This window comes from Lysobacter dokdonensis DS-58 (assembly GCF_000770795.1).
Taxonomy (GTDB): domain Bacteria; phylum Pseudomonadota; class Gammaproteobacteria; order Xanthomonadales; family Xanthomonadaceae; genus Noviluteimonas; species Noviluteimonas dokdonensis.
The window spans coordinates 15,433-33,831 of sequence record NZ_JRKJ01000006.1 but is presented as its reverse complement, the minus strand read 5'-3'; the positions used below and the strand labels follow the sequence as shown (position 1 = coordinate 33,831).

At 68.0% G+C, this 18,399-nt stretch carries 18 protein-coding genes; 11 read left to right on the top strand and 7 right to left on the bottom strand.

Features of this window, described 5'->3' with window-relative positions:
* Nucleotides 1-3 precede the first annotated feature (3 nt).
* The 4 genes from LF41_RS17265 (at nt 4) to LF41_RS05735 (ending at nt 4,403) form a co-directional block, all read left to right on the top strand.
* The gene (locus LF41_RS17265) at nt 4-645 is read left to right on the top strand and encodes a general secretion pathway protein GspB (RefSeq protein WP_036167190.1); all 642 of its coding nucleotides are present in this window, start codon (nt 4-6) and stop codon (nt 643-645) included.
* A gap of 172 nt (nt 646-817) precedes the next feature.
* A complete protein-coding gene (locus tag LF41_RS05745; protein WP_036167186.1) occupies nt 818-1,213 on the top strand; it encodes a DoxX family protein in 396 nt (131 codons plus the stop codon).
* 11 nt (nt 1,214-1,224) lie between these two features.
* Entirely contained in the window at nt 1,225-3,438 is a 2,214-nt protein-coding gene (locus LF41_RS05740) for a M1 family metallopeptidase (protein WP_161786932.1), read from the top strand.
* Nucleotides 3,435-4,403 carry a hypothetical protein gene (locus tag LF41_RS05735; RefSeq protein WP_052116180.1) on the top strand — a complete coding sequence of 323 codons (969 nt, stop codon included), beginning with the start codon at nt 3,435-3,437 and terminating at the stop codon, nt 4,401-4,403. The genes LF41_RS05740 and LF41_RS05735 overlap by 4 nt, the downstream gene beginning before the upstream one ends.
* Nucleotides 4,404-4,488: 85 nt before the next feature.
* On the opposite strand, the gene LF41_RS05730 is transcribed toward LF41_RS05735, so the two are convergent.
* Nucleotides 4,489-6,282: a DEAD/DEAH box helicase gene (locus LF41_RS05730; RefSeq protein WP_052116179.1), complete on the bottom strand. Its 1,794-nt coding sequence runs from the start codon at nt 6,280-6,282 to the stop codon at nt 4,489-4,491.
* A 77-nt stretch (nt 6,283-6,359) separates the two neighbouring features.
* On the opposite strand from LF41_RS05730, the gene LF41_RS05725 reads away from it, so the two are divergent.
* Nucleotides 6,360-6,578 (top strand): RNA-binding S4 domain-containing protein, encoded by a 219-nt coding sequence (locus LF41_RS05725; RefSeq protein WP_036167183.1) that lies wholly within the window; start codon nt 6,360-6,362, stop codon nt 6,576-6,578.
* Nucleotides 6,579-6,611: 33 nt separating this feature from the next.
* Here LF41_RS05725 and LF41_RS05720 read toward each other — a convergent pair whose 3' ends face one another.
* Nucleotides 6,612-8,048, bottom strand: coding sequence for a hypothetical protein (locus LF41_RS05720; RefSeq protein ID WP_036167181.1), 1,437 nt, complete (start codon nt 8,046-8,048; stop codon nt 6,612-6,614).
* Between the two features lie 50 nt (nt 8,049-8,098).
* Nucleotides 8,099-9,247, bottom strand: coding sequence for a COG3904 family protein (locus tag LF41_RS05715; protein ID WP_052116178.1), 1,149 nt, complete (start codon nt 9,245-9,247; stop codon nt 8,099-8,101).
* A 172-nt stretch (nt 9,248-9,419) separates the two neighbouring features.
* Here LF41_RS05715 and LF41_RS05710 point away from each other — a divergent pair, with 172 nt between their 5' ends.
* On the top strand, nt 9,420-10,721 hold the full coding sequence (locus LF41_RS05710) for an aminotransferase class V-fold PLP-dependent enzyme (RefSeq protein ID WP_052116177.1): 1,302 nt from the start codon (nt 9,420-9,422) through the stop codon (nt 10,719-10,721).
* 3 nt (nt 10,722-10,724) lie between these two features.
* On the opposite strand, the gene LF41_RS05705 is transcribed toward LF41_RS05710, so the two are convergent.
* Complete coding sequence (locus LF41_RS05705) at nt 10,725-11,189, bottom strand: hypothetical protein (protein ID WP_036167179.1); 465 nt, start codon at nt 11,187-11,189, stop codon at nt 10,725-10,727.
* A gap of 159 nt (nt 11,190-11,348) precedes the next feature.
* Nucleotides 11,349-11,543 carry a hypothetical protein gene (locus tag LF41_RS05700; RefSeq protein WP_152599909.1) on the bottom strand — a complete coding sequence of 65 codons (195 nt, stop codon included), beginning with the start codon at nt 11,541-11,543 and terminating at the stop codon, nt 11,349-11,351.
* Between the two features lie 223 nt (nt 11,544-11,766).
* Between LF41_RS05700 and LF41_RS05695 the strand changes: the two genes are divergently transcribed.
* Entirely contained in the window at nt 11,767-12,291 is a 525-nt protein-coding gene (locus LF41_RS05695) for an EF-hand domain-containing protein (RefSeq protein WP_052116176.1), read from the top strand.
* A 7-nt stretch (nt 12,292-12,298) separates the two neighbouring features.
* On the opposite strand, the gene LF41_RS05690 is transcribed toward LF41_RS05695, so the two are convergent.
* Nucleotides 12,299-13,522, bottom strand: a complete 1,224-nt coding sequence (locus tag LF41_RS05690; protein WP_084073413.1) for an alkaline phosphatase family protein — start codon at nt 13,520-13,522, stop codon at nt 12,299-12,301.
* Between the two features lie 129 nt (nt 13,523-13,651).
* Here LF41_RS05690 and LF41_RS05685 point away from each other — a divergent pair, with 129 nt between their 5' ends.
* From LF41_RS05685 to LF41_RS05670, 4 genes are all read left to right on the top strand, one after another.
* On the top strand, nt 13,652-14,188 hold the full coding sequence (locus LF41_RS05685) for a YybH family protein (protein WP_084073429.1): 537 nt from the start codon (nt 13,652-13,654) through the stop codon (nt 14,186-14,188).
* A gap of 39 nt (nt 14,189-14,227) precedes the next feature.
* Nucleotides 14,228-15,892 (top strand): urocanate hydratase, encoded by a 1,665-nt coding sequence (gene hutU, locus LF41_RS05680; protein ID WP_036167174.1) that lies wholly within the window; start codon nt 14,228-14,230, stop codon nt 15,890-15,892.
* 24 nt (nt 15,893-15,916) lie between these two features.
* Nucleotides 15,917-16,378 (top strand): OsmC family protein, encoded by a 462-nt coding sequence (locus LF41_RS05675; RefSeq protein WP_052116175.1) that lies wholly within the window; start codon nt 15,917-15,919, stop codon nt 16,376-16,378.
* 76 nt (nt 16,379-16,454) lie between these two features.
* Nucleotides 16,455-17,285, top strand: coding sequence for a DUF4349 domain-containing protein (locus LF41_RS05670; protein WP_052116174.1), 831 nt, complete (start codon nt 16,455-16,457; stop codon nt 17,283-17,285).
* Here LF41_RS05670 and LF41_RS05665 read toward each other — a convergent pair.
* The gene (locus LF41_RS05665) at nt 17,215-18,231 is read right to left on the bottom strand and encodes a transglutaminase family protein (protein ID WP_036167170.1); all 1,017 of its coding nucleotides are present in this window, start codon (nt 18,229-18,231) and stop codon (nt 17,215-17,217) included. The two genes, LF41_RS05670 and LF41_RS05665, sit on opposite strands and share 71 nt — an antisense overlap.
* Nucleotides 18,232-18,399 lie beyond the last annotated feature (168 nt).

The following is an 18,399-nucleotide window of genomic DNA, read 5'->3' as shown; positions in this document are numbered from 1 at the left end:
CCGATGTCGCTGATCCTCGAAGCGCTGCGCAAGTCCGAGGCCGAACGCCGCCGCGCGGTGGTACCCGATCTGTTGGCCGAACCGGCGGTGGCGACGCCGATCGCCACGACGACACCGCAGCGCTGGCCCTGGATCGCCGGTGGTCTTGCGATCGCCGCGCTGCTGACGTGGTTCGCGATGCGCGGCCGCGCGCCTGCGCCGATCGAAGTGGCGCCCGTCGTGCAGGCGCCCGTCGCCGAACAACCCGTGCGCGCCGCCGCCGAGGACGCGACGCCGCGCCCCGCGCCCGCCCTGCGCAAGCCGATCGTCGTCGCGCCGCCCGCGCCTGCGAAACCCGAACCGGTCGCGGCAACGCCCGCGCCACCGCCGCGCCTGGAGCCGAAGCCCATGCCCGCGCCGGCGCCCGTCGCAATCGACATGACGCCACGCGTCTCCGACCTGGGCAGCGAGGAACGCAAGCAGTTGCCGCCGCTGAAACTCAGCATGCACATGTGGAACGACGTGTCGGCGCAACGCTTCGTCATCATCGACGGCACGCGCCTGCGCGTCGGCGACCGCCTCGGCGCGGTGGTCGTGGCGGACATCCTCCCCGATGGCGTGCTGCTCGACTGGAACGGCCGCGAATTGAAGCTGCCGCTGCGCTAGCGCCGCGCCGCATTGCGCCCATCCGCCGGCCTGGATACGGGGCCGCGATCCCGCACGCGCCGTCGGGCCCGGTGCATGCGACATCGGGCGCGCCCGCGGCTATGCTCGGCATGCGGCCGATCCCGACAGGGGCGTTGGGGGTCGGTTCCGACATTCCATCCACGGGGGAACGATGAACACGAACACCCAGAACGATCTGGCGCGCCTGGTCCTGCGCGTCGTGCTCGGCCTGCTGATCCTTCTGCACGGCATCGCGAAGTTGCGCGGTGGCATGGGCGGCATCGTCGGCATGGTCGAAGCGCATGGCCTGCCCGGCGTGCTCGGCTACGGCGTGCTGCTCGGCGAAGTGCTCGGGCCGCTGATGCTGATCGCCGGATTCCATGCGCGCATCGGCGCGCTGCTCGTCGCGGTCAACATGCTCTTCGCCTTCGCGCTCGCGCATACCGGCCAGCTTGGCCAGCTCAACCAACAAGGCGGTTGGGCGCTCGAACTGCAGGGCATGTTCCTGTTCTCCGCGATCGCGCTGGCCCTGCTCGGGCCGGGGCGTTACAGCGTCAACGGCCGCTGAGGGCGCACACGATGACAACGAAGATCCGCATCCAACGCTGGGCCGTCGGCCTGGCGCTCGCGAGCGCATGCGTGCTCGTCGCCACCGCGCAGGTCGCACCGGCCACGGCGCCGGCCGCCGACGCGCCGGTCGTGGACGACATCCCGTTCGCTTCCCCGAACCCCACCGCCGTCACCGTGCCGAGCGATCCCAACGCCTGGGGCGGCCCGCGCACCGGCAGCGAAGAAACGCTGTCCGACCGCGTGGTGACTTACAAGATCGACGCGACGCTCGATCCGAAGAAGCACACCATCGACGGCAAGCAGCAACTCACCTGGCGCAACCGCAGCGCCGTCCCGGTGAAGTCGGTCTACCTGCACCTGTACCTCAACGCGTTCGAAGGCCCGGGCAGCACGTTCAACACCGAGAAGCGCAACAACGCGTTCGGTTTCCGCAGCGGCGTCGAGACCGAAGACGGCGGCTACGGTTACACGCGCCTGACCAAGGTCGCGCAGAACGGCGCCACCGTGCCGTGGACGTACGTGCATCCCGACAACGGCCCGTCGACCGACCGCACCGTCGTGCGCCTCGACCTGCCCGAAGCGGTCGCCGCCGGCGGTTCGACGACGATCGACATGGACTTCTTCAACCAGCTGCCGCGCGTGAGCGCACGCACCGGTTACTACGGCACGTTCCACCTGGTCGGCCAGTGGTTCCCGAAGATCGGCGTGCTCGAACTGCCCGGCGAGCGCGGTGCCACCGCCCCGCGCTGGAACGTGCACGAGTTCCACCTGCACAGCGAGTTCTACGCCGACTACGGCCTGTACGACGTCTCGATCACCGTGCCGAAGGACTACACCGTCGGCGCCACGGGCGAGCTGCAGGGCACGCCGGTCGAGAAGAAGGGCCTGGTCACGCACCGTTACGTGCAGGGCGACGTGCACGATTTCGCATGGACCGCCGACAACCGTTACGCCAAGCCGCTCGACGGCGTCTACAACGGCGCCAACGGCCCTGTGAAGGTGCGCGTGCTCTATCACCCGGAATACGCGAACAACGCCAGGCCGGTGCTCGATGCGACGATCGCGTCGCTGACGTACTTCTCCAAGACGCTCGGCGACTACCCGTACAAGACCGTCACCGCCGTCGTGCCGCCGTACAACGCGGACGAAGCCGGCGGCATGGAATACCCGACGTTCTTCACCGCGTCGAGCTACAAGGACGTGCGCGAAGGACGCCTGGAGCGTTATGCGCTCGACTTCGTGACCATCCATGAATTCGGCCACGGCTATTTCTACGGGATCCTCGGTTCGAACGAATTCGAAGAGCCCATGCTCGACGAAGGCCTGAACGAGTACTGGGACCACCGGATGCTCGTCGCCAACAAGCAGACCGCCACCGCGCAGACGTGGCTGACCAAGCTCGTCGGCGTCGACATCGCGCTGGGTGAATTCGAACAGCAGCGACTCGGCGCGATGACGGGCGAGCCGGCCGATCCGGTCGGCAACAGTTCGTGGGACCGCATGTCGAGCAACAGCTACGGCACGGTGTACGCGCGCACGGCCACCGTGATGCACGACCTCGAACAACAGGTCGGCAAGGACGCGCTGGAACGGGCGTTCAAGCAGTACTACGCGCAGTGGAAGTTCCGCCACCCGTCGATCGCCGATTTCCGCGAATCGATGGCCGTCGGCACCGGGCAGCGTGCGCTGGTCGAGAAGGTCTTCGCCGAGCAGGTGTATTCGACGCGCAAGGTCGATGACCGCATCAGCGAGTTCTCCAGCGACGAGATCCTGCCGCAGCCGGGCCTGGCCGAGGTCAAGGGCAAGGTCGTCGAGCGCAAGTCCGAGGAAGTGGACAAGTCCATCGACGATGCGCGCGAGGCGTTCAAGAAGGCGCATCCGAAGGCGAAGGACGGTGAGGGTCCGTTCGAGTACGCCACGCGCATCATCGTGCGCCGCGATGGTGCGGTGGTGCCGCAGACGTTGCTGGTGCGGTTCGAAGACGGCACGTCGCAGACGCTGCGCCTGCCCGACAGCGGCGACAAGCGCTGGGCGCGCTGGCGCCTGGTGACGAAGAGCCGCGCGGTGTCGGCGGAGCTCGATCCGGAGCGTCGCGTGTTCCTCGACAAGGACAAGCTCGACGACAGCCGCACGATCGAAGCCGACGGCAGCGCCTCGCGTCGCTGGTCGGCGGACATCGCCGCGTTCTTCCAGTCCCTCTTCGCCCTGTTGGTGACCGTATGAACACGAACGATCGCAAGTTGGGCGGATTCGCCGCCCTGTTCGGTGGCCTGGGCCGTGCGCTGCAGTGGCGCCTGCTCGTGCTGTGGGCCGTCGCGTTGTTGATCCCGACGTTGGTGGCGGTGCTGCCGATTTCGATGGCGCTGTCGGAGCGGCTCGATCACTCCGTGCATGCGAAGGAAATCGCGGCGCGGTTCGACCTGGCGTGGATGCTCGAAGTGTTCGCGCCGATCGTCAAACAGCAGAGCGCGGCGATCAACGCCGCCGGGATCATGGGCATCGTGATCGCACTGCTGTTGTCGCCGTGGTTGACGGGCATGGTGGTGGCGTCGATCCGCGCGGGGCAGTCGTTGCGTTTCGGCAATCTGTTGCAGTTCGGGTTGCGCGAGTACGGGCGCATGGCGCGCATGTTGCTGTGGGCGGTGGTGCCGCTGGGCATCGCGCTCGGGGCGAGCGCGCCGGTGTCGAAGTGGGCGGAGAAGGTCGGCGATACGGCCATCGTGCCGTCGGCGGTCGAGAATGCGTCGTTGATCGCGACGATCGTGCTCGCGGTGCTGGTGGTGTTCGCGCATGCGACGCTGGAATCGGGGCGCGCGATGTTGGCGGTCGATCCGTCACGTCGTTCGGCGGTCAAGGCGTGGTGGCGCGGGGTGAAGTTGTTCTTCCGTCGTCCGGTCGCGGTGTTGGTGGTCTACGTCGGCACGGTATTGGTCGGCGAAGGGTTGGCCGTCGCGCTGGGCCTGGTGCGGACGAACGTGAGCGCGGCGTCGGTCGGCGGGACGGTGCTCGGGTTCTTCGTGATGCAGTTGGTGGTCGCGGCGATCGCGTGGGGCCGCGTGGCGCGCCTGTACGGCTTGTCGGCCATCGCGCGCGACACGCTGGAGCGCACGGTGAAGAAGGTGCCGAAGGAGGTCCCGGCGCCGGTGGCGGCCGAAGAGGCCGCGAACGAATCGATGGCGGTTGCCTGAGATTGAAAAAAACCCCGCGAAAGCGGGGTTTTTTTTGCGCGTCATTCCCGCGCAAGCGGGAATCCAGATACGCCGATGACACAGGTCAACGACGCGGCGGCGGGCCCTTGCGGTGCGGTTTCGGGCCCGGGCGATGCGCGGGGAGCGGTGAATCGCCGGCCTTGCTCAATCGCATCATCTGGCCGGCGACACGCACCTTCTGCAGGTGCGACATCAAATCCGGCGGCATGCCTTCCGGCAGATCGAGCAACGAGTAATCGTCGTGGATGTCGATGCGGCCGATGAACTTGCTCTCGAGATCGGCCTCGTTCGCGATCGCGCCGACGATGTTGCCCGGCTTCACCCCGTGGCGATAACCGACCTCGATCCGATACGTCTCCATTCCTTCGGCCGGCGCTGAACGCGGACCGACGTCGCGCTTCTCGCGTGGCGCACGCTCCGGACGATCGCCGCGGTCGAACGACGGCCGCTGCGGACGCTCGGCGCGCTCGCCGCGCTCGAACGCAGGCCGGTCCACGCGAGCGGGCTTCGCCTTCTCGGGCGACAACAACAACGGCGAACGCCCCTGCACCATCTTCGCCAACGCCGCGGCGATATCGCCCACCGGCACGTCGTGTTCGCGCTGGTAACGCAGCACCAGGTCGCGGAAGAGGTCCAGCTCGTTGCCGTCCACCGCCAACGCATCGGTGATGCGCCCGAGGAACTTGGCGACGCGCTTGTCGTTCACCGCGTCGACGCTGGGCAACTGCATCTCTTCGATCGGCTGCCGCGTCGCACGCTCGATGGCGCGCAACATGCCCTTCTCGCGCGGCGTCACGAACAGGATCGCCTCGCCGCTGCGGCCCGCACGACCCGTGCGGCCGATGCGGTGCACGTAACTCTCGGTGTCGTACGGAATGTCGTAGTTCAACACATGGCTGATGCGCTCGACATCGAGGCCGCGCGCCGCGACATCGGTGGCCACCAGCACGTCGAGCTCGCCGTCCTTCAACTTCTGGATCGTCCGCTCGCGCGTCTTCTGCTCGATGTCGCCATTGATCGCCGCGGCGGCCAGGCCGCGCGCCTGCAACTTCTCCGCGAGCTCTTCGGTCGCCATCTTGGTCCGCGCGAACACGATCATCGCGTCGAACGGCTCGGCTTCCAGGATGCGGGTCAACGCATCGAGCTTGTGCATGCCGGCGACGAACCAGTAACGCTGGCGGATGTTGGCCGCCGTCGTCGTCTTCGCCTGGATCGTGACTTCGACCGGATCCTTCAGATACGTCTGCGCGATGCGGCGCACCTGCGAGGGCATCGTCGCGGAGAACAGCGCGATGCGGCGGTTTTCCGGCGTCTTCTTCAGCACCGTCTCGACATCGTCGATGAAGCCCATCCGCAGCATCTCGTCGGCTTCGTCGAGCACGAGCGAGCGCAGGTTCGACAGATCGAGCGAGCCCTTCTCCAGGTGATCGATCACGCGGCCCGGCGTACCGACGACGACATGCACGCCACGGCGCAGCGCCGACAGTTGCGGCATGTAGCTCTGCCCGCCGTAGATCGGCAGCACGTGGAAGCCGGGCATCTTCGCGGCGTACTTCTGGAACGCTTCGGACACCTGGATGGCCAGTTCGCGCGTCGGCGCGAGCACCAGCGCCTGCGGCTTGGTCTGCGTGAGATCCACCTGCGCGAGGATGGGCAGCGCGAAGGCGGCCGTCTTGCCGGTGCCCGTCTGCGCCTGGCCGAGGACATCGCGGCCCTGCAGCAGTGCGGGAATCGTTGCGGCCTGGATGGGCGACGGGGATTCGTAACCGACCGCATCGACGGCGGCCATCACGGCGGGGGGCAGGCCGAGATCGGCGAATCGCAGGGTCGCGGCGGCTTCGCCGGCGGGGGTCGACATGGGCACTCCGGCCTCTTCGGGGGGCGCTATTGTGCGCCCTTGGCCGTGAGGCCGCTCTCCAGACCAGAAGGACCCCGATGCAACGCCTCGAATTCGCCCTCGACGGGCACGAATACGTCGAACTCCACCAGCTGCTCAAGCTCGTCGGGCTGGTCGACAGCGGAGGGGCCGGGAAGCACCTGGTGGCCGAGGGGGCCGTGGCCGTCGATGGAGCCGTCGAGTTGCGGAAGACGTGCAAGGTGCGCGCGGGGTCGAAGGTGACCGTCGGCGATGTCGTGATCAGCGTTGTGGCGTAAGCCTCGATCCCCGCCTTCGCGGGGAGGACGGCGTTACTGGATCAGCGTCGCGCGCAGGAAGGCTTCGCGCGAAATCCGATAGTCGGCGTGGCCGCCGGGCATGCGGGCGCGCACGTGCGCTTCGTTGGCGTCCACGGAGATCAGGGTCGCGGTGCGCGGTGCGTTGTGCATCGTGAACACCTGCACCAGGTGGCCCTGCAGCGCCGGCAGGTCGTCCCATTCCAGACGGCCGCCCGGGGCCATCGCCGGTGCGGCGCTCGGCAGCGAGGAGGCGTATTGGGGACGCACGGGCGTGCCGGCGGCCACCGTCGATGCGGGAATCGCGGATTTGGGCGTCGACACGCTGCCGCCCACGGGCGTGGCGCCACCGTTCTCCTTCGTCATCGCGGCGAACGTCGCACCGCCGGCGGTGTCCAGCGCGCGCGGCGCGGTGCCACTGAAACGCACGTCGTTCGTCTGGCTGCCGTGTTCGAGCTTGGCGTCCATGCGCAACAGCGCGCTACCGTTGGCGCGCGCCTGCCCGCGTTCGCTGCTGTGCAATGCCGTCGCATAAGTGCCGCCGAACGCGAGCTGCCCGCCGTTGGTGGCGAAATCGCGATATGCGGCGATCGTCGCGTCGTCGGCCAGCAGGCCGCGCGTCTCCAGCAGACGCTGCACCGACATCACGTGGCGCGCGACGAACGTCGCCTCGTCCACGCCGTCCTGCCTCGCGCACGCGGTATTGCGCGCCTTCACGAATCCCTGGTCGCTGACGTCCCAGCGTTCGGAAACGGTGGAGGTCGCGGCTTTGTCGACCTGCAGCAGGCTCGTCGGCGAAGCCAGCGTCTCCACGCGGTCGTATTGCAGGCGCGAGACCGCGGGCGTGCTCAGCACGATGCGCGTGGCCACGCGGTTGCCGTCTTCGCGCAGCGTCACTTCGAAATCGGTCTGGCCCGGCTTGAGTCCCATGTTGCCGAGCTCTTCGCGCATGAAGTACGCATGCCGCGCGCAGCCTTCGCTTTCGAACGGCGAGGCGCTCATCGCGCCGATCGGCCCGAGCGTGCCCAGGGAAGGGTCGATGCCCGCGCGCGAGGTGAAGCCTTCGAAGGCGATGCTCCATTCCGCGATCTGCGCCTTCTCGAGCTTCATGTCGATCAGGTTCCGCGCGTAGAACATCCAGCCCTCCGGCGCACGCACGCGCATGCGTTCGAAACGCAGCGTGTTGGCATCGGGGGCATCGGAATCGGCGAGCGCCGTGGGCGTGCTCAGGTAAACGACGACATCGCTGGCGACGACGTCGCCATTGGCGTCGAACCACGTGTGGCCGATCCGCGAATCGCCGGACGGAAACGCATGGGCAAGGCTGCGCGCAGCGAGTTGTTTCGCTTGTGCGTGCGCGAGCCAACCGGCGGCGCCGATGGCCACCACGCCCGCCAGCAGGATCCAGCGCATGCGCGGACCGCGCGCGCCCGTCGTCGACTTCCGCCCCATTGCTGCATTCCCCCCGGACGTTCCCCCCGGAACGCGGCACAACCTAGCATTTATTGGCGGCGCTTGGCGGGCCTGGCTGCGCGCTCCCGCGCATCCTCAGCCTTGGTCGCGACGTCGATTGCGCCTTCCTCGGCGGCCGCGTCCGCGGTCTGCGCCGGCTTTACGTCGAGCGCCGCGAGCGGGCTGTCGGCCGGGCACTTGTCGTCCGGGAAGCCGTACTTCGGACGCAGCGCGCGCCCGCAGTCGTTGATGGCGTCCACGCCGGTGTCGAGCGAGGCGCATTGCTGTTCGTACGCGCGATAGAAGCCATCGAGGCGGCGCGCGAAGTCCAGGCCGCAGCGCCGCACGAGGCGGATGCGGTCGAGGTCTTCCTGCGCGGCGTTGCGGCCGACCAGGCCGTATTCCGACAGCTCTTCCGGCGTGAGCAAGCGCAGCGAGCGGTTGGGCACCGTCATCATGAAATCGGCGACCGCCACGCCGGCGCCGTTGCGCTGGAGGTAATCCTTCATCGCCTCGTGCACTTCGTGCAGCTCGGCGCTCAATTCGGCGCGCGAGGAGGCTTCGGACTGGATGCGGATGATGCGGTGGATGCCGACCGCACCGGAGATGACGCGGTCGTCGCCGCCGGCGAGCAGCAACACGCAGGCGCTGTGGCACACCGCGTTCTCGCGCACCCAGATCGTCCAACCCGCTTCGGCCATGATGTCGCCGGCGCGGATCGCGTCCTCCACCTGGCCGCCGCTCGAATCGATGTCGAGGATCCGCTGGTGGATATCCATGCGCGCGGCCATGTTGCCGACGCGTTCGATGAGCGTGGTGAAGTCGCTGGCGACGCGGCCCCGATAGCGCAGGCGCACGACGCCCGCGTCCTTGCACGGCAGCATCGCATCGAGTACGGAGAAGAACGCCAGGTCCTTGAATTCCTTGCCGTCGCCCTGCTCGACGTAGTCGGTGCTGCAACTGATCGACGCGGTGCCCGATTCCAGCGTGGCGTCCGGCCATTCGGTGGTATGCGCGATGTCCGTCTTCTTCTTCGGCGGGGGCGGCACGTCGGACGACACCGCGCCGAAGTCGGCCGTGTTGTCCGCGCTGGTCTGCGTTTTCAGGACCTTGGGCGCGGGCGCCTGCTCGGCCGTGCACGCTGCGGCGAGCAGCGCGGCGCCAAGGACCGCGATCAGGGGCAGACGAGGGAATCGCATGGGCGGATCGACAACCGGAAACGGGATGTTGCGATGCAGTGTAGGCGCTGGGCGCGGCGATGGATCGAATGTCCGATTAACCGGCGTGCCCACCGCCGTGACGATTGTCCGCTCCCGCACGAAGCGCGCGTTGCCCCGGAAGGGCCTTCCCCCCGCCCGCCGGAGCGCGTTCATGGACCTCACCCGCCGTCGCTTCCTCGCCGCCCCGGTCGCCCTCACGGGCGGTCTGTCGCTGCTCGCCGCGCTGGAAGCCCACGCCAGTCCCCTCCCCGATCTGTCGACCTGGGACGCCGTGCGCGCTCAGTTCTCGCTCGACCCGGCGTGGGCGCACTTCGCGAGCTTCTTCATCGCCAGCCATCCGGCGCCCGTGCGCGATGCGATTGAAACCTGGCGCCGCGCGATGGATCGCGACCCGTTCCAGGTCATCGAAAGCGGCATGTTCGAGGAAGAGTCGAAAAACGTGCCGCTGAAGGTGCAGACCGCGATCGCGCATTACATCGGCGGCCGTGCCGAAGACGTCGCGCTGACGCGCTCGACGACCGAAGGCCTCGCGTTGATCTACCACGGCTTGCCGTTGCGCGCGGGCGACGAAGTCGTCGTCACCACGCACGATCACTACTCGCACCACGAATCGATCCGCCTGGCCAATGAACGCAGCGGCGCGACGATGCGCAAGATCAAACTCTACGACGATGCGAAGGACGCCACCGTCGACAGCCTCGTGTCCAACCTGCTCGCGGGCATCGGGCCGAAGACGCGCGTAGTGGGGTTGACCTGGGTGCATTCGAGCACCGGCATGCGTTTGCCGATCCGCGAAATGGCGAAGGCGCTGAAAGCCAGACACCCCGACGTGCTGCTGGTGATGGACGGGGTGCACGGCATTGGCGCGGTCGACGAAACGATCGCGACAATGGGCCCCGATTACATCGCGGCCGGCACGCACAAGTGGATGTTCGCCCCGCGCGGCACGGGGATGCTGTGGGCGAACGCCGACGGTTGGGGACGACTGCGCCCGGTGGTGCCGAACTTCACCGAGTGGGAGTCCTACACCGCATGGACCGAAGATCGCGCGCCGAACGGCCCGACGAACGCCGCGCGCGTCGCGCCCGGCGGGTTCCATGCGTTCGAACATCAATGGGCGATGTCGGCGGCCTTCGAGATGCACGAAGCGATGGGCCGCAAACGCGTGGCCGACCGCATCGCGGAGCTCAACACGCGCATCAAGCAACAGCTCGCGGGGCACGCGAAGATCCACGTGCATACGCCGCAGTCGCCGGCGTTGTCGGCGGGCCTGGTGGCATTCGAGATCGACGGCATGAAGCCGGAGGATGTCGTGAAGCGCTTGCGCGAGGAGAAAATCGTCGCGAGTACGAGCCCTTACGCGGTCGTCTACGCCCGGCTCGCGGGGAGCCTCGTCAACACGCCGGAGGAAGTGGACCGCGCGGCGCAGGCGGTGGTGCGCCTGGCCGGTTGAGCGTCAGGCGACCCAGCGGCCGCTGCGCAGGCCCGCGAGCAGCGTCACCGCGTCGGGCTGCGACTGCGGCCCGATCGCCGGCGCGGACTTGATGCGGGTCGGCGGCGAGAGCAGCCAGTCGAGCGCTTCGGTGGTGGTGGTGAATCGGCGGAACTTGAAATCACGCGCCTCCGCCAGGCGCTCGACCGACAGGTTGATGCGCGCATTGTCGGGATACAGATACGCGATGCGGCAGCCCTTGAGCTTGCGCTCGGTGGCCAGGCGTTGCGCGAATGCGCTGCTGGTGGCGAACGAATCGTTCGCGCAGCTCGCGCCGATCATGTCGACGAGGATGCGATAGGGACGTCCCTCTTCCATCTCCGCGATGACTTCGTCGAGCGCAGCCTGACGTTCTTCCACCCACACCAGGCCCCAGAGCGTGCACACGGTCAGGCCCAGGTACTGGTTGACGTCGACTTCGTACGGCATTGCGAAAACCCCCGATGCGCGTCGGCCGCCCCCTGCGGACGCTGGCGCCGGCATAGTGTCGGGGTGGCATGGGGTGAATTGCGGGAGCGTGCCGGGCGGCTTTCCGCAAACGTGGCGGGGCGCACGCTTTTGGATGAACCGGATTCAGCCGGCAGCAGGTCAGTGCGTCGCGTCGCCTTCTTTCTCGGCGACCTGCTGCATCAGCGACTCACCGGCGGGCGTGAGGCTGATGCCTTGTGCGCTGACGTCGACCAGGCCCGACTCCGCAAGCGCCTTGACGATGAACGGGAAGATCGGTTCCTTCCGTTCCAGCGCATCGAGGATGAACAGGTATTCGTAGTCGGTCGGCGACATGTCGGGATCGTCGGCTTTCATTGCTGGGGTCGAATGCTAGAACCGACGGGGTGACAGCGAAGTGAGACGAAAACGTCGTAAGCGACTGATATCCATCCTGAACACGCGAATTCACGAAGCGGCTTGCCCACTGAACGGAATGAACGTTGCGTCAACTGCGACGAGCGGCAGGCGTTATCGGGACCACGCGCGGCGCCCTTGCCGCGCCCATCCCGGAGTTCCCATGAAGATCCAAGCCCTCGCCGCGGCCCTGCTGCTTCTGCCGGCCTTGTCCTTCGCACAGGCGCCCGCGGGCGCTGCACAGCATCACCGTGGCATGCACGGTGGCGGCATCGAACGTCTCGATACCGACAACGATGGCCGCATCAGCCGCGTCGAATTCGACGCCGGCAACGCGAAGCGCGAGCAGATGCGCCAGCAGCACCCCGAACGCGCCGCGCGCATGGACGACAAGCGCAGGCACGACAAGCCGACCTTCGCCGCGCTCGACGCCAACCGCGACGGTTACATCGTGCGTGCGGAAATGACCGCGTACCGCGACCGCATGCGCCCGCAGATGGAAGCGCAGCGCAAGGCCGAGTTCGAAGCGAAGTTCCGCGAGGCCGACCTCAACAAGGACGGCAAGCTGGGACGCATCGAAGTGCAGGAAAAGATGCCGCGCCTGGCCGACCGCTTCGCGTGGATGGACGACAACCGCGACGGCTTCCTGACTCGCGCGGAACTCGAAGCGGGCCACCACCGCCGCTGATGCGGCCTCAACGCAGCGCGGGCGTGAATACCTCCGCGCTGCCGTCGTTATCGCGCGGCGCGATCCGCAACAGCCGCGCGAGCAACGGATAGACATCGACGTTGTCGAACACCGGCAACCGCGCGCCCGGCACGAACGCCGGGCCCTGCGCGATGAACAACGCACGCATCGACGCCGCGTCCGGATCGTAACCGTGCGACCCGCGCGCATGCGGCGGGCGTTGGGCGACCGATGCGCGCGCGATCGCATCCCAGCCTTCGTCCATCTGGCACACGATCGCGGGCACGCGCGGATGCGTGCCGAATTTCCAGCGCGGCGGCAATTCGGACTTGCGCCAGCATTCGTAATGCGCGTGGCGGCCGAGCAACCGGCGCTCGGCCGCTTGCCCATGGCCGCGTTTCGGCGCGAAGCCGACGTTCTGGCCGGTCGAGATGTTCTCCGCATCGCGCGGATCGACCATGTCTTCGATCGCGACGACGTGGCCGGGTGGCACTTGCGCCATGCCGTGATCGGAAACGATCACGAGGTTGACGCGGCCGGCCAGGCCGTTCGCGCGCAGATCGTCGAGCAGTCGGCCGATCGACGCATCGATCTGCGCGAGCGATTGCTGCATCTCCGGCGAGTCCGGGCCGTGGTCGTGCCCGGTCTTGTCGAGCAGTTCGAAGTACAGCGTCGCCAGGCGGATGCGCGGCGCGGGTTGCGCGAGCCATTCGACGACCTGGTCGACGCGCGCGTCGTTCGCCATCGACGCGTCATAGGGGCGCCAATGCGTCGGGCGCACGCCGTGGATCGCGGCCTGCGAGCCGGGCCAGAACATCGTCGCGCTGTGCACGCCGCGCTTTTCGGCCGTCACCCAGATCGGTTCGGCGCCGTTCCACCAGCGCGCATCGCCGGCCTGCGCCTCGTCGCTCGACTTGAACGGCCCGAGTTCCGGATCGCGCATCGTGTTGTGCACGACGCCATGGCGATCGGGCCGCAGGCCGGTGACCAGCGTGTAGTGGTTCGGGAAGGTGAGCACCGGATACGACGGGCGCATGCCATCGGCGCGCACGCCTTCGTTCGCGATGCGAGAGAGGTTCGGCGTCACGCCGCGGTCGAGGTAGTCGGCGCGGAAGCCGTCGATCGAGACGAGCAGCACCGGCGGCGCATCCCCCGTGCGGGGGGCCGACGTGCAGGCCGCGAGCGTTGTGCACAGCAACAGGCCGATCAAGGCCCGGAACGGGATCCCCATGCCGCCATGATACGGGCGCGGCAAGGCGCGCCCGTGACGCAGGCGCCTCGTGACTTTCGTCTACTGGCTCTTGGCCGGGACGCGGCGCATGGTGCAGCGTCACGGGTTCGCCCCACCATGGAGTCGGTCATGCGCATTCGTCTTGCCGTTGCAGCCCTCGTCCTCGCCGCGCCCGCCTTCGCGCAGGAACCCGCGAAGCCCGCGCCCCGCCCTGCGCTGGGCAAGGACGAATGCGCGGTGTGGGCGCGCGAGCTCGCGTTTTCCGACAGCGTCGCCGCGCACGATGCGAAGGCGTTCGGTGATTTCGTCGCCGAAGGTGCGGTTTTCAGCGCGAACCTCCCCGTTCCGGTGCGCGGCCGTGCGGCGATCGCGAAGGAATGGGCCGGGATCATCGATGGCTCGCAGTTGCGCTTGACGTGGTACCCCAAGGCAGTCGCCATCGGGGGCGAGCCCGACATCGCGTACTCGACCGGCCCAGCGCTGATCGAGCTCCCCGATCCCAAGGCCCCGAACCGTTACGCGCTCACCACGTTCTTTTCCACCTGGCACCGCGACAAGGACGGCACGTGGCGCGTGCTGCTCGACGGTGGCGTGGGCGCCAAATCCGCGACGGAGGCCGACGTCGCCGCTTTCCGTGCGGGGCGGAAGACCTGCCCGGCGGGGTGAGGGATAATCGCGGGTCCCCACGCGCCGGAGTTGCTTTCGATGTCGACCCGCAAGGATCCCAGCCGCACGGTCCGCGCCCCGCGCGGCACCCAGTTGTCCTGCCCGTCGTGGCTGTCGGAAGCCCCCTTCCGCATGCTGCAGAACAACCTCGACCCCGAAGTGGCCGAGAACCCGGCGGAACTGGTGGTCTACGGCGGCATCGGGCGCGCGGCGCGCGATTGGGAATGCTTCGACGCGATCCTCGCATCGCTCAAGTCCCTGCGCGACGACGAGACCCTGCTCATCCAGTCGGGCAAGCCCGTGGGCATCTTCCCGACGCACGCCGACGCCCCGCGCGTGCTGCTCGCCAACTCCAACCTCGTGCCGCACTGGGCGACGTGGGAGCACTTCAACGAGCTCGATAAGAAGGGCCTGATGATGTACGGCCAGATGACGGCCGGCTCGTGGATCTACATCGGCTCGCAGGGCATCGTGCAAGGCACGTACGAGACCTTCGTCGAAATGGGCCGCCAGCATTACGACGGCGACCTCACCGGCAAGTGGATCCTCACCGCGGGACTCGGCGGCATGGGCGGCGCGCAGCCGCTCGCCGCGTCGCTCGCCGGAGCGTGTTCCCTCAACATCGAATGCCAGCAGTCGCGCATCGACATGCGGCTGCGCACGCGCTACGTCGACGAGCAGGCCACCGACCTCGACGACGCGCTCGCGCGCATCGAGAAGTACACCGCCGCCGGCGAGGCGAAATCGATCGCGCTGCTCGGCAACGCGGCCGAAATCCTGCCCCAACTCGTGCAGCGCGGCGTGCGCCCGGATGCGGTGACCGACCAGACCTCCGCGCACGACCCGGTGCATGGCTACCTGCCGATCGGCTGGAGCGTCGAGCAATGGCTGCGCATGCAGTCCGAGGACCCGGGCCGCGTGCGCGACGCGGCCAAGAAATCGATGCGCGTGCATGTCGAAGCCATGCTCGCCTTCGAGGACATGGGCATCCCGGTGTTCGACTACGGCAACAACATCCGCCAGATGGCGAAGGACGAAGGCTGCGCGAACGCGTTCGACTTCCCGGGCTTCGTGCCGGCGTACGTGCGTCCGTTGTTCTGTCGCGGCGTGGGGCCGTTCCGCTGGGTCGCGCTGTCGGGCGATCCGGAAGACATCTACAAGACCGATGCGAAGGTCAAGGAACTCATTCCCGACGACGCGCACCTGCACCGCTGGCTCGACATGGCGAAGGAGCGCATCAGCTTCCAGGGCCTGCCCGCGCGCATCTGCTGGGTCGGCCTGGGCCTGCGCCACAAGCTCGGTCTGGCGTTCAACGAAATGGTGCGCAGCGGCGAGCTGTCGGCGCCGGTCGTCATCGGCCGCGATCACCTGGACAGCGGCAGCGTCGCCTCGCCCAATCGCGAAACCGAAGCGATGCGCGACGGCAGCGACGCCGTCAGCGATTGGCCGCTGCTCAACGCGATGCTCAATGTCGCCGGTGGCGCGACGTGGGTGTCCCTGCACCACGGCGGCGGCGTCGGCATGGGCTACTCCCAGCACTCGGGCGTGGTGATCGTGTGCGACGGGTCAGAGGAAGCCGACAAGCGCATCGCGCGCGTGCTGTGGAACGACCCGGGCACCGGCGTGATGCGTCACGCGGACGCGGGCTACGAGATCGCCAAGCAATGCGCGAAGGAACAGGGATTGAAGTTGCCGATGGTGTGAGTGTCGTCGCAAGGAGAACGGTGCATGACTGACGTCGCAATCCCCGCCACGCTCGCCGAAGGCGCGGCGCTGGCCCATTCGGACAACACCGGCTTCCGCACGGCGCTCGACATCGCCGGGCACCCGATGATCGCCGACGAGCCCGTCTCCGTCGGCGGCACCGACGCCGGCCCCTCGCCCTACGGGCTGCTCTCCGGCGCATTGGCCTCGTGCACGGCGATGACGTTGCACGCCTACGCGAAGCTCAAGGGCCTGGCGGTCACCGACATCCGCGTGCACGTCCGCCACGACAAGGTGCACGAGGTCGACTGCGAGAACTGCGAGAGCGACGCGGGCGCGAAGGTCGACTGCCTGGCGCGCACGATCTGGATCGAGGGCACGCTCGACGACAAGGCGCGTGCGCGCATGCTGCAGATCGCCGACAAATGCCCGGTGCACCGGACGCTGGAAGGGCAGATCCGGATCGTCACCACGACCGGGGGCTGACCCGACACGTGTAACCCCACTGCCCGCCCTCGCCCGTCTCCGGTTCCATCACCGTCACGGACCGGAGGAGAGCGACATGCGCATGGGCAGGGGGATCGGGTGGTCGTTGTTCGTCGTCGTTGCGCTGGTCGGATGCAAGCGGGACCGCACGGATACCGCCCTGGAGGCAGCGAGGGTCGAGCTGCCCTCGGCGAATTTCCTGAAGTACTCGCCCCCGATGCAGATGCGGGCGCCGCGGGGCACATCGCTGGCGTACGAGCACGAGGTCGAGATCCGCATGGCGGCCCGGGACATTCCGGCGCGCGTGACCACGGTGCAGCAGGCGTGCTTCGCACAGACCGTCGGCGACTGCGCGGTACTCGACGTGCGGCAATCCGGTGGCGACACGCCTTCGGCGTCCATCACCGTGCGGGTCGCGCCAGACGGTATCGACAAGCTCATCGGCAGCGCGTCGCAGGGCGGCGAAATCCGTTCGCGTTCCACGCATGCCGAAGATCTGGCCGAGCGCGTCAGCGCCAACGCATTGATCCGCTCGCGCCTGGAGAAGGAACACGCGCGGTTGATCGCGTTCCAGGACAAGCCGGACGTGAAGCTCGGCGACATGCTGAAGTTGTCGGAGCGCCTCGCGGAAGTGGAAGCGTCCCTCGACATTGCGAAGCAGGAACAGGCGCAGCAGCGCCGGCGCATCGACACCAATCGATTGACGATCGATTTCTCGACCACGGCCGCCGAAAAGGGCGGTTCGGCGATCGGCAACGCCTTTCGGGATTCGGGCGCGATCATGGCCGATGTGGTCGCGTGGCTGATCCGATTCGTGGCGGGGGCGATTCCGGTCGTCATCCTCCTGTGGGGGGCGTGGGCGGCGCTGCGCCGGATGCGTCGCGCGTGGAAGGCGCGCCGCGCGTGACAGCGGCCCGAGCGCTGTCGATCGCACGCAGGTAAGCCGCCGCAGCCTCGGGCGTCGGCTCACGCCAACCGAGTTGTTCGGCCCGGGCGAACAACTCGGCGTTCGCCGCGCTGCGCATCCGATACTCGGCGTGTCGCTCCGGAGGCACGTCAATGGGGTTTGGCCAGCGCGCGTGGAAGTCGCGATCCAGGATCCTCGCGTGCAGGGACGCGACGCGCAGCATCGCGTCGACGTCGCGCGGATCGACTGCGTGCAAGCGTTCGCCCAGCGCCAGCGCCGCATCGAGCTCGCCGCGCCGTTCCAACGCGCCCACGACATCCCCGGCCAATGTCGCGATCGTTTGCGTGGGCGTCAGCGGCCGCAGGTACGTTGCGTTGGCGAGTGCCTGCGCTGAAATCCCCGTGTCGCGCACGTAGCTGGCATCTGCCTTCAGGCCCCCGCCCGTGGCCTCGACGTTGAACCAAGTGCCGTCGTCGTCCCGCACCTTGACCAACAAATGCTGCGGCGCCTTCGCCAGCGCGAGCGTCAAGCCCAGGCGTTGCCCGAGGATCGCGAACAGCACCGGCATCGTCACGCAATTGCCGCGACGCGTTTCCAGGTACGTCGACAGCAGGCGATTGCTCGGCGCGCGCGCGAATGGATCATCGAAGTCATAGGCGAAGGCACGGCCACCGTTCCAGGCACCGGCGACGTACAACACGCGCAGCAGGCCGTCGACGCGCGCGCGAACCGAACCTTCGGCCCGCACATGCGCGAGCACGACACGCGACCACGCCTCCACGTCATGCGACACGCGTTCGCCATCGACAGTAGCGTCGACCAGCGCATCCAAAGCGACCTTCGATTCCAGCAATCCGGCCTCCGCCGCAAGCAATGCATCGACGCGCGCCACCGCCGCCTCCGCCGGCATCGCGACCAACATCCACAGCAGCAGCAACAAGCGCATGGCCGCAGGCTACCTGCCGTCAGCGAAACCATTTCCCGACCGGGTTGGCGAAGAGACCTTTCCGCCTCACACCGAGGCCTCGTCTGCGACCGCTCGTCGCTTCATGCCCAACGGCACATGGCCGGATTCCCACCCTGCCCTAGCGTCGCCCAACGACTCGCGTGCCGG

What these genes read in the sequence shown, in the direction of transcription:
- LF41_RS17265 (WP_036167190.1), top strand. Translation starts at nt 4, where the DNA reads ATGTCGCTGATCCTCGAAGCGCTGCGCAAGTCCGAGGCCGAACGCCGC.
- LF41_RS05745 (WP_036167186.1), top strand. Translation starts at nt 818, where the DNA reads ATGAACACGAACACCCAGAACGATCTGGCGCGCCTGGTCCTGCGCGTC.
- LF41_RS05740 (WP_161786932.1), top strand. Translation starts at nt 1,225, where the DNA reads ATGACAACGAAGATCCGCATCCAACGCTGGGCCGTCGGCCTGGCGCTC.
- LF41_RS05735 (WP_052116180.1), top strand. Translation starts at nt 3,435, where the DNA reads ATGAACACGAACGATCGCAAGTTGGGCGGATTCGCCGCCCTGTTCGGT.
- LF41_RS05730 (WP_052116179.1), bottom strand. Translation starts at nt 6,282, where the DNA reads ATGTCGACCCCCGCCGGCGAAGCCGCCGCGACCCTGCGATTCGCCGAT.
- LF41_RS05725 (WP_036167183.1), top strand. Translation starts at nt 6,360, where the DNA reads ATGCAACGCCTCGAATTCGCCCTCGACGGGCACGAATACGTCGAACTC.
- LF41_RS05720 (WP_036167181.1), bottom strand. Translation starts at nt 8,048, where the DNA reads ATGGGGCGGAAGTCGACGACGGGCGCGCGCGGTCCGCGCATGCGCTGG.
- LF41_RS05715 (WP_052116178.1), bottom strand. Translation starts at nt 9,247, where the DNA reads ATGCGATTCCCTCGTCTGCCCCTGATCGCGGTCCTTGGCGCCGCGCTG.
- LF41_RS05710 (WP_052116177.1), top strand. Translation starts at nt 9,420, where the DNA reads ATGGACCTCACCCGCCGTCGCTTCCTCGCCGCCCCGGTCGCCCTCACG.
- LF41_RS05705 (WP_036167179.1), bottom strand. Translation starts at nt 11,189, where the DNA reads ATGCCGTACGAAGTCGACGTCAACCAGTACCTGGGCCTGACCGTGTGC.
- LF41_RS05700 (WP_152599909.1), bottom strand. Translation starts at nt 11,543, where the DNA reads ATGTCGCCGACCGACTACGAATACCTGTTCATCCTCGATGCGCTGGAA.
- LF41_RS05695 (WP_052116176.1), top strand. Translation starts at nt 11,767, where the DNA reads ATGAAGATCCAAGCCCTCGCCGCGGCCCTGCTGCTTCTGCCGGCCTTG.
- LF41_RS05690 (WP_084073413.1), bottom strand. Translation starts at nt 13,522, where the DNA reads ATGGGGATCCCGTTCCGGGCCTTGATCGGCCTGTTGCTGTGCACAACG.
- LF41_RS05685 (WP_084073429.1), top strand. Translation starts at nt 13,652, where the DNA reads ATGCGCATTCGTCTTGCCGTTGCAGCCCTCGTCCTCGCCGCGCCCGCC.
- hutU (WP_036167174.1), top strand. Translation starts at nt 14,228, where the DNA reads ATGTCGACCCGCAAGGATCCCAGCCGCACGGTCCGCGCCCCGCGCGGC.
- LF41_RS05675 (WP_052116175.1), top strand. Translation starts at nt 15,917, where the DNA reads ATGACTGACGTCGCAATCCCCGCCACGCTCGCCGAAGGCGCGGCGCTG.
- LF41_RS05670 (WP_052116174.1), top strand. Translation starts at nt 16,455, where the DNA reads ATGCGCATGGGCAGGGGGATCGGGTGGTCGTTGTTCGTCGTCGTTGCG.
- LF41_RS05665 (WP_036167170.1), bottom strand. Translation starts at nt 18,231, where the DNA reads ATGCGCTTGTTGCTGCTGCTGTGGATGTTGGTCGCGATGCCGGCGGAG.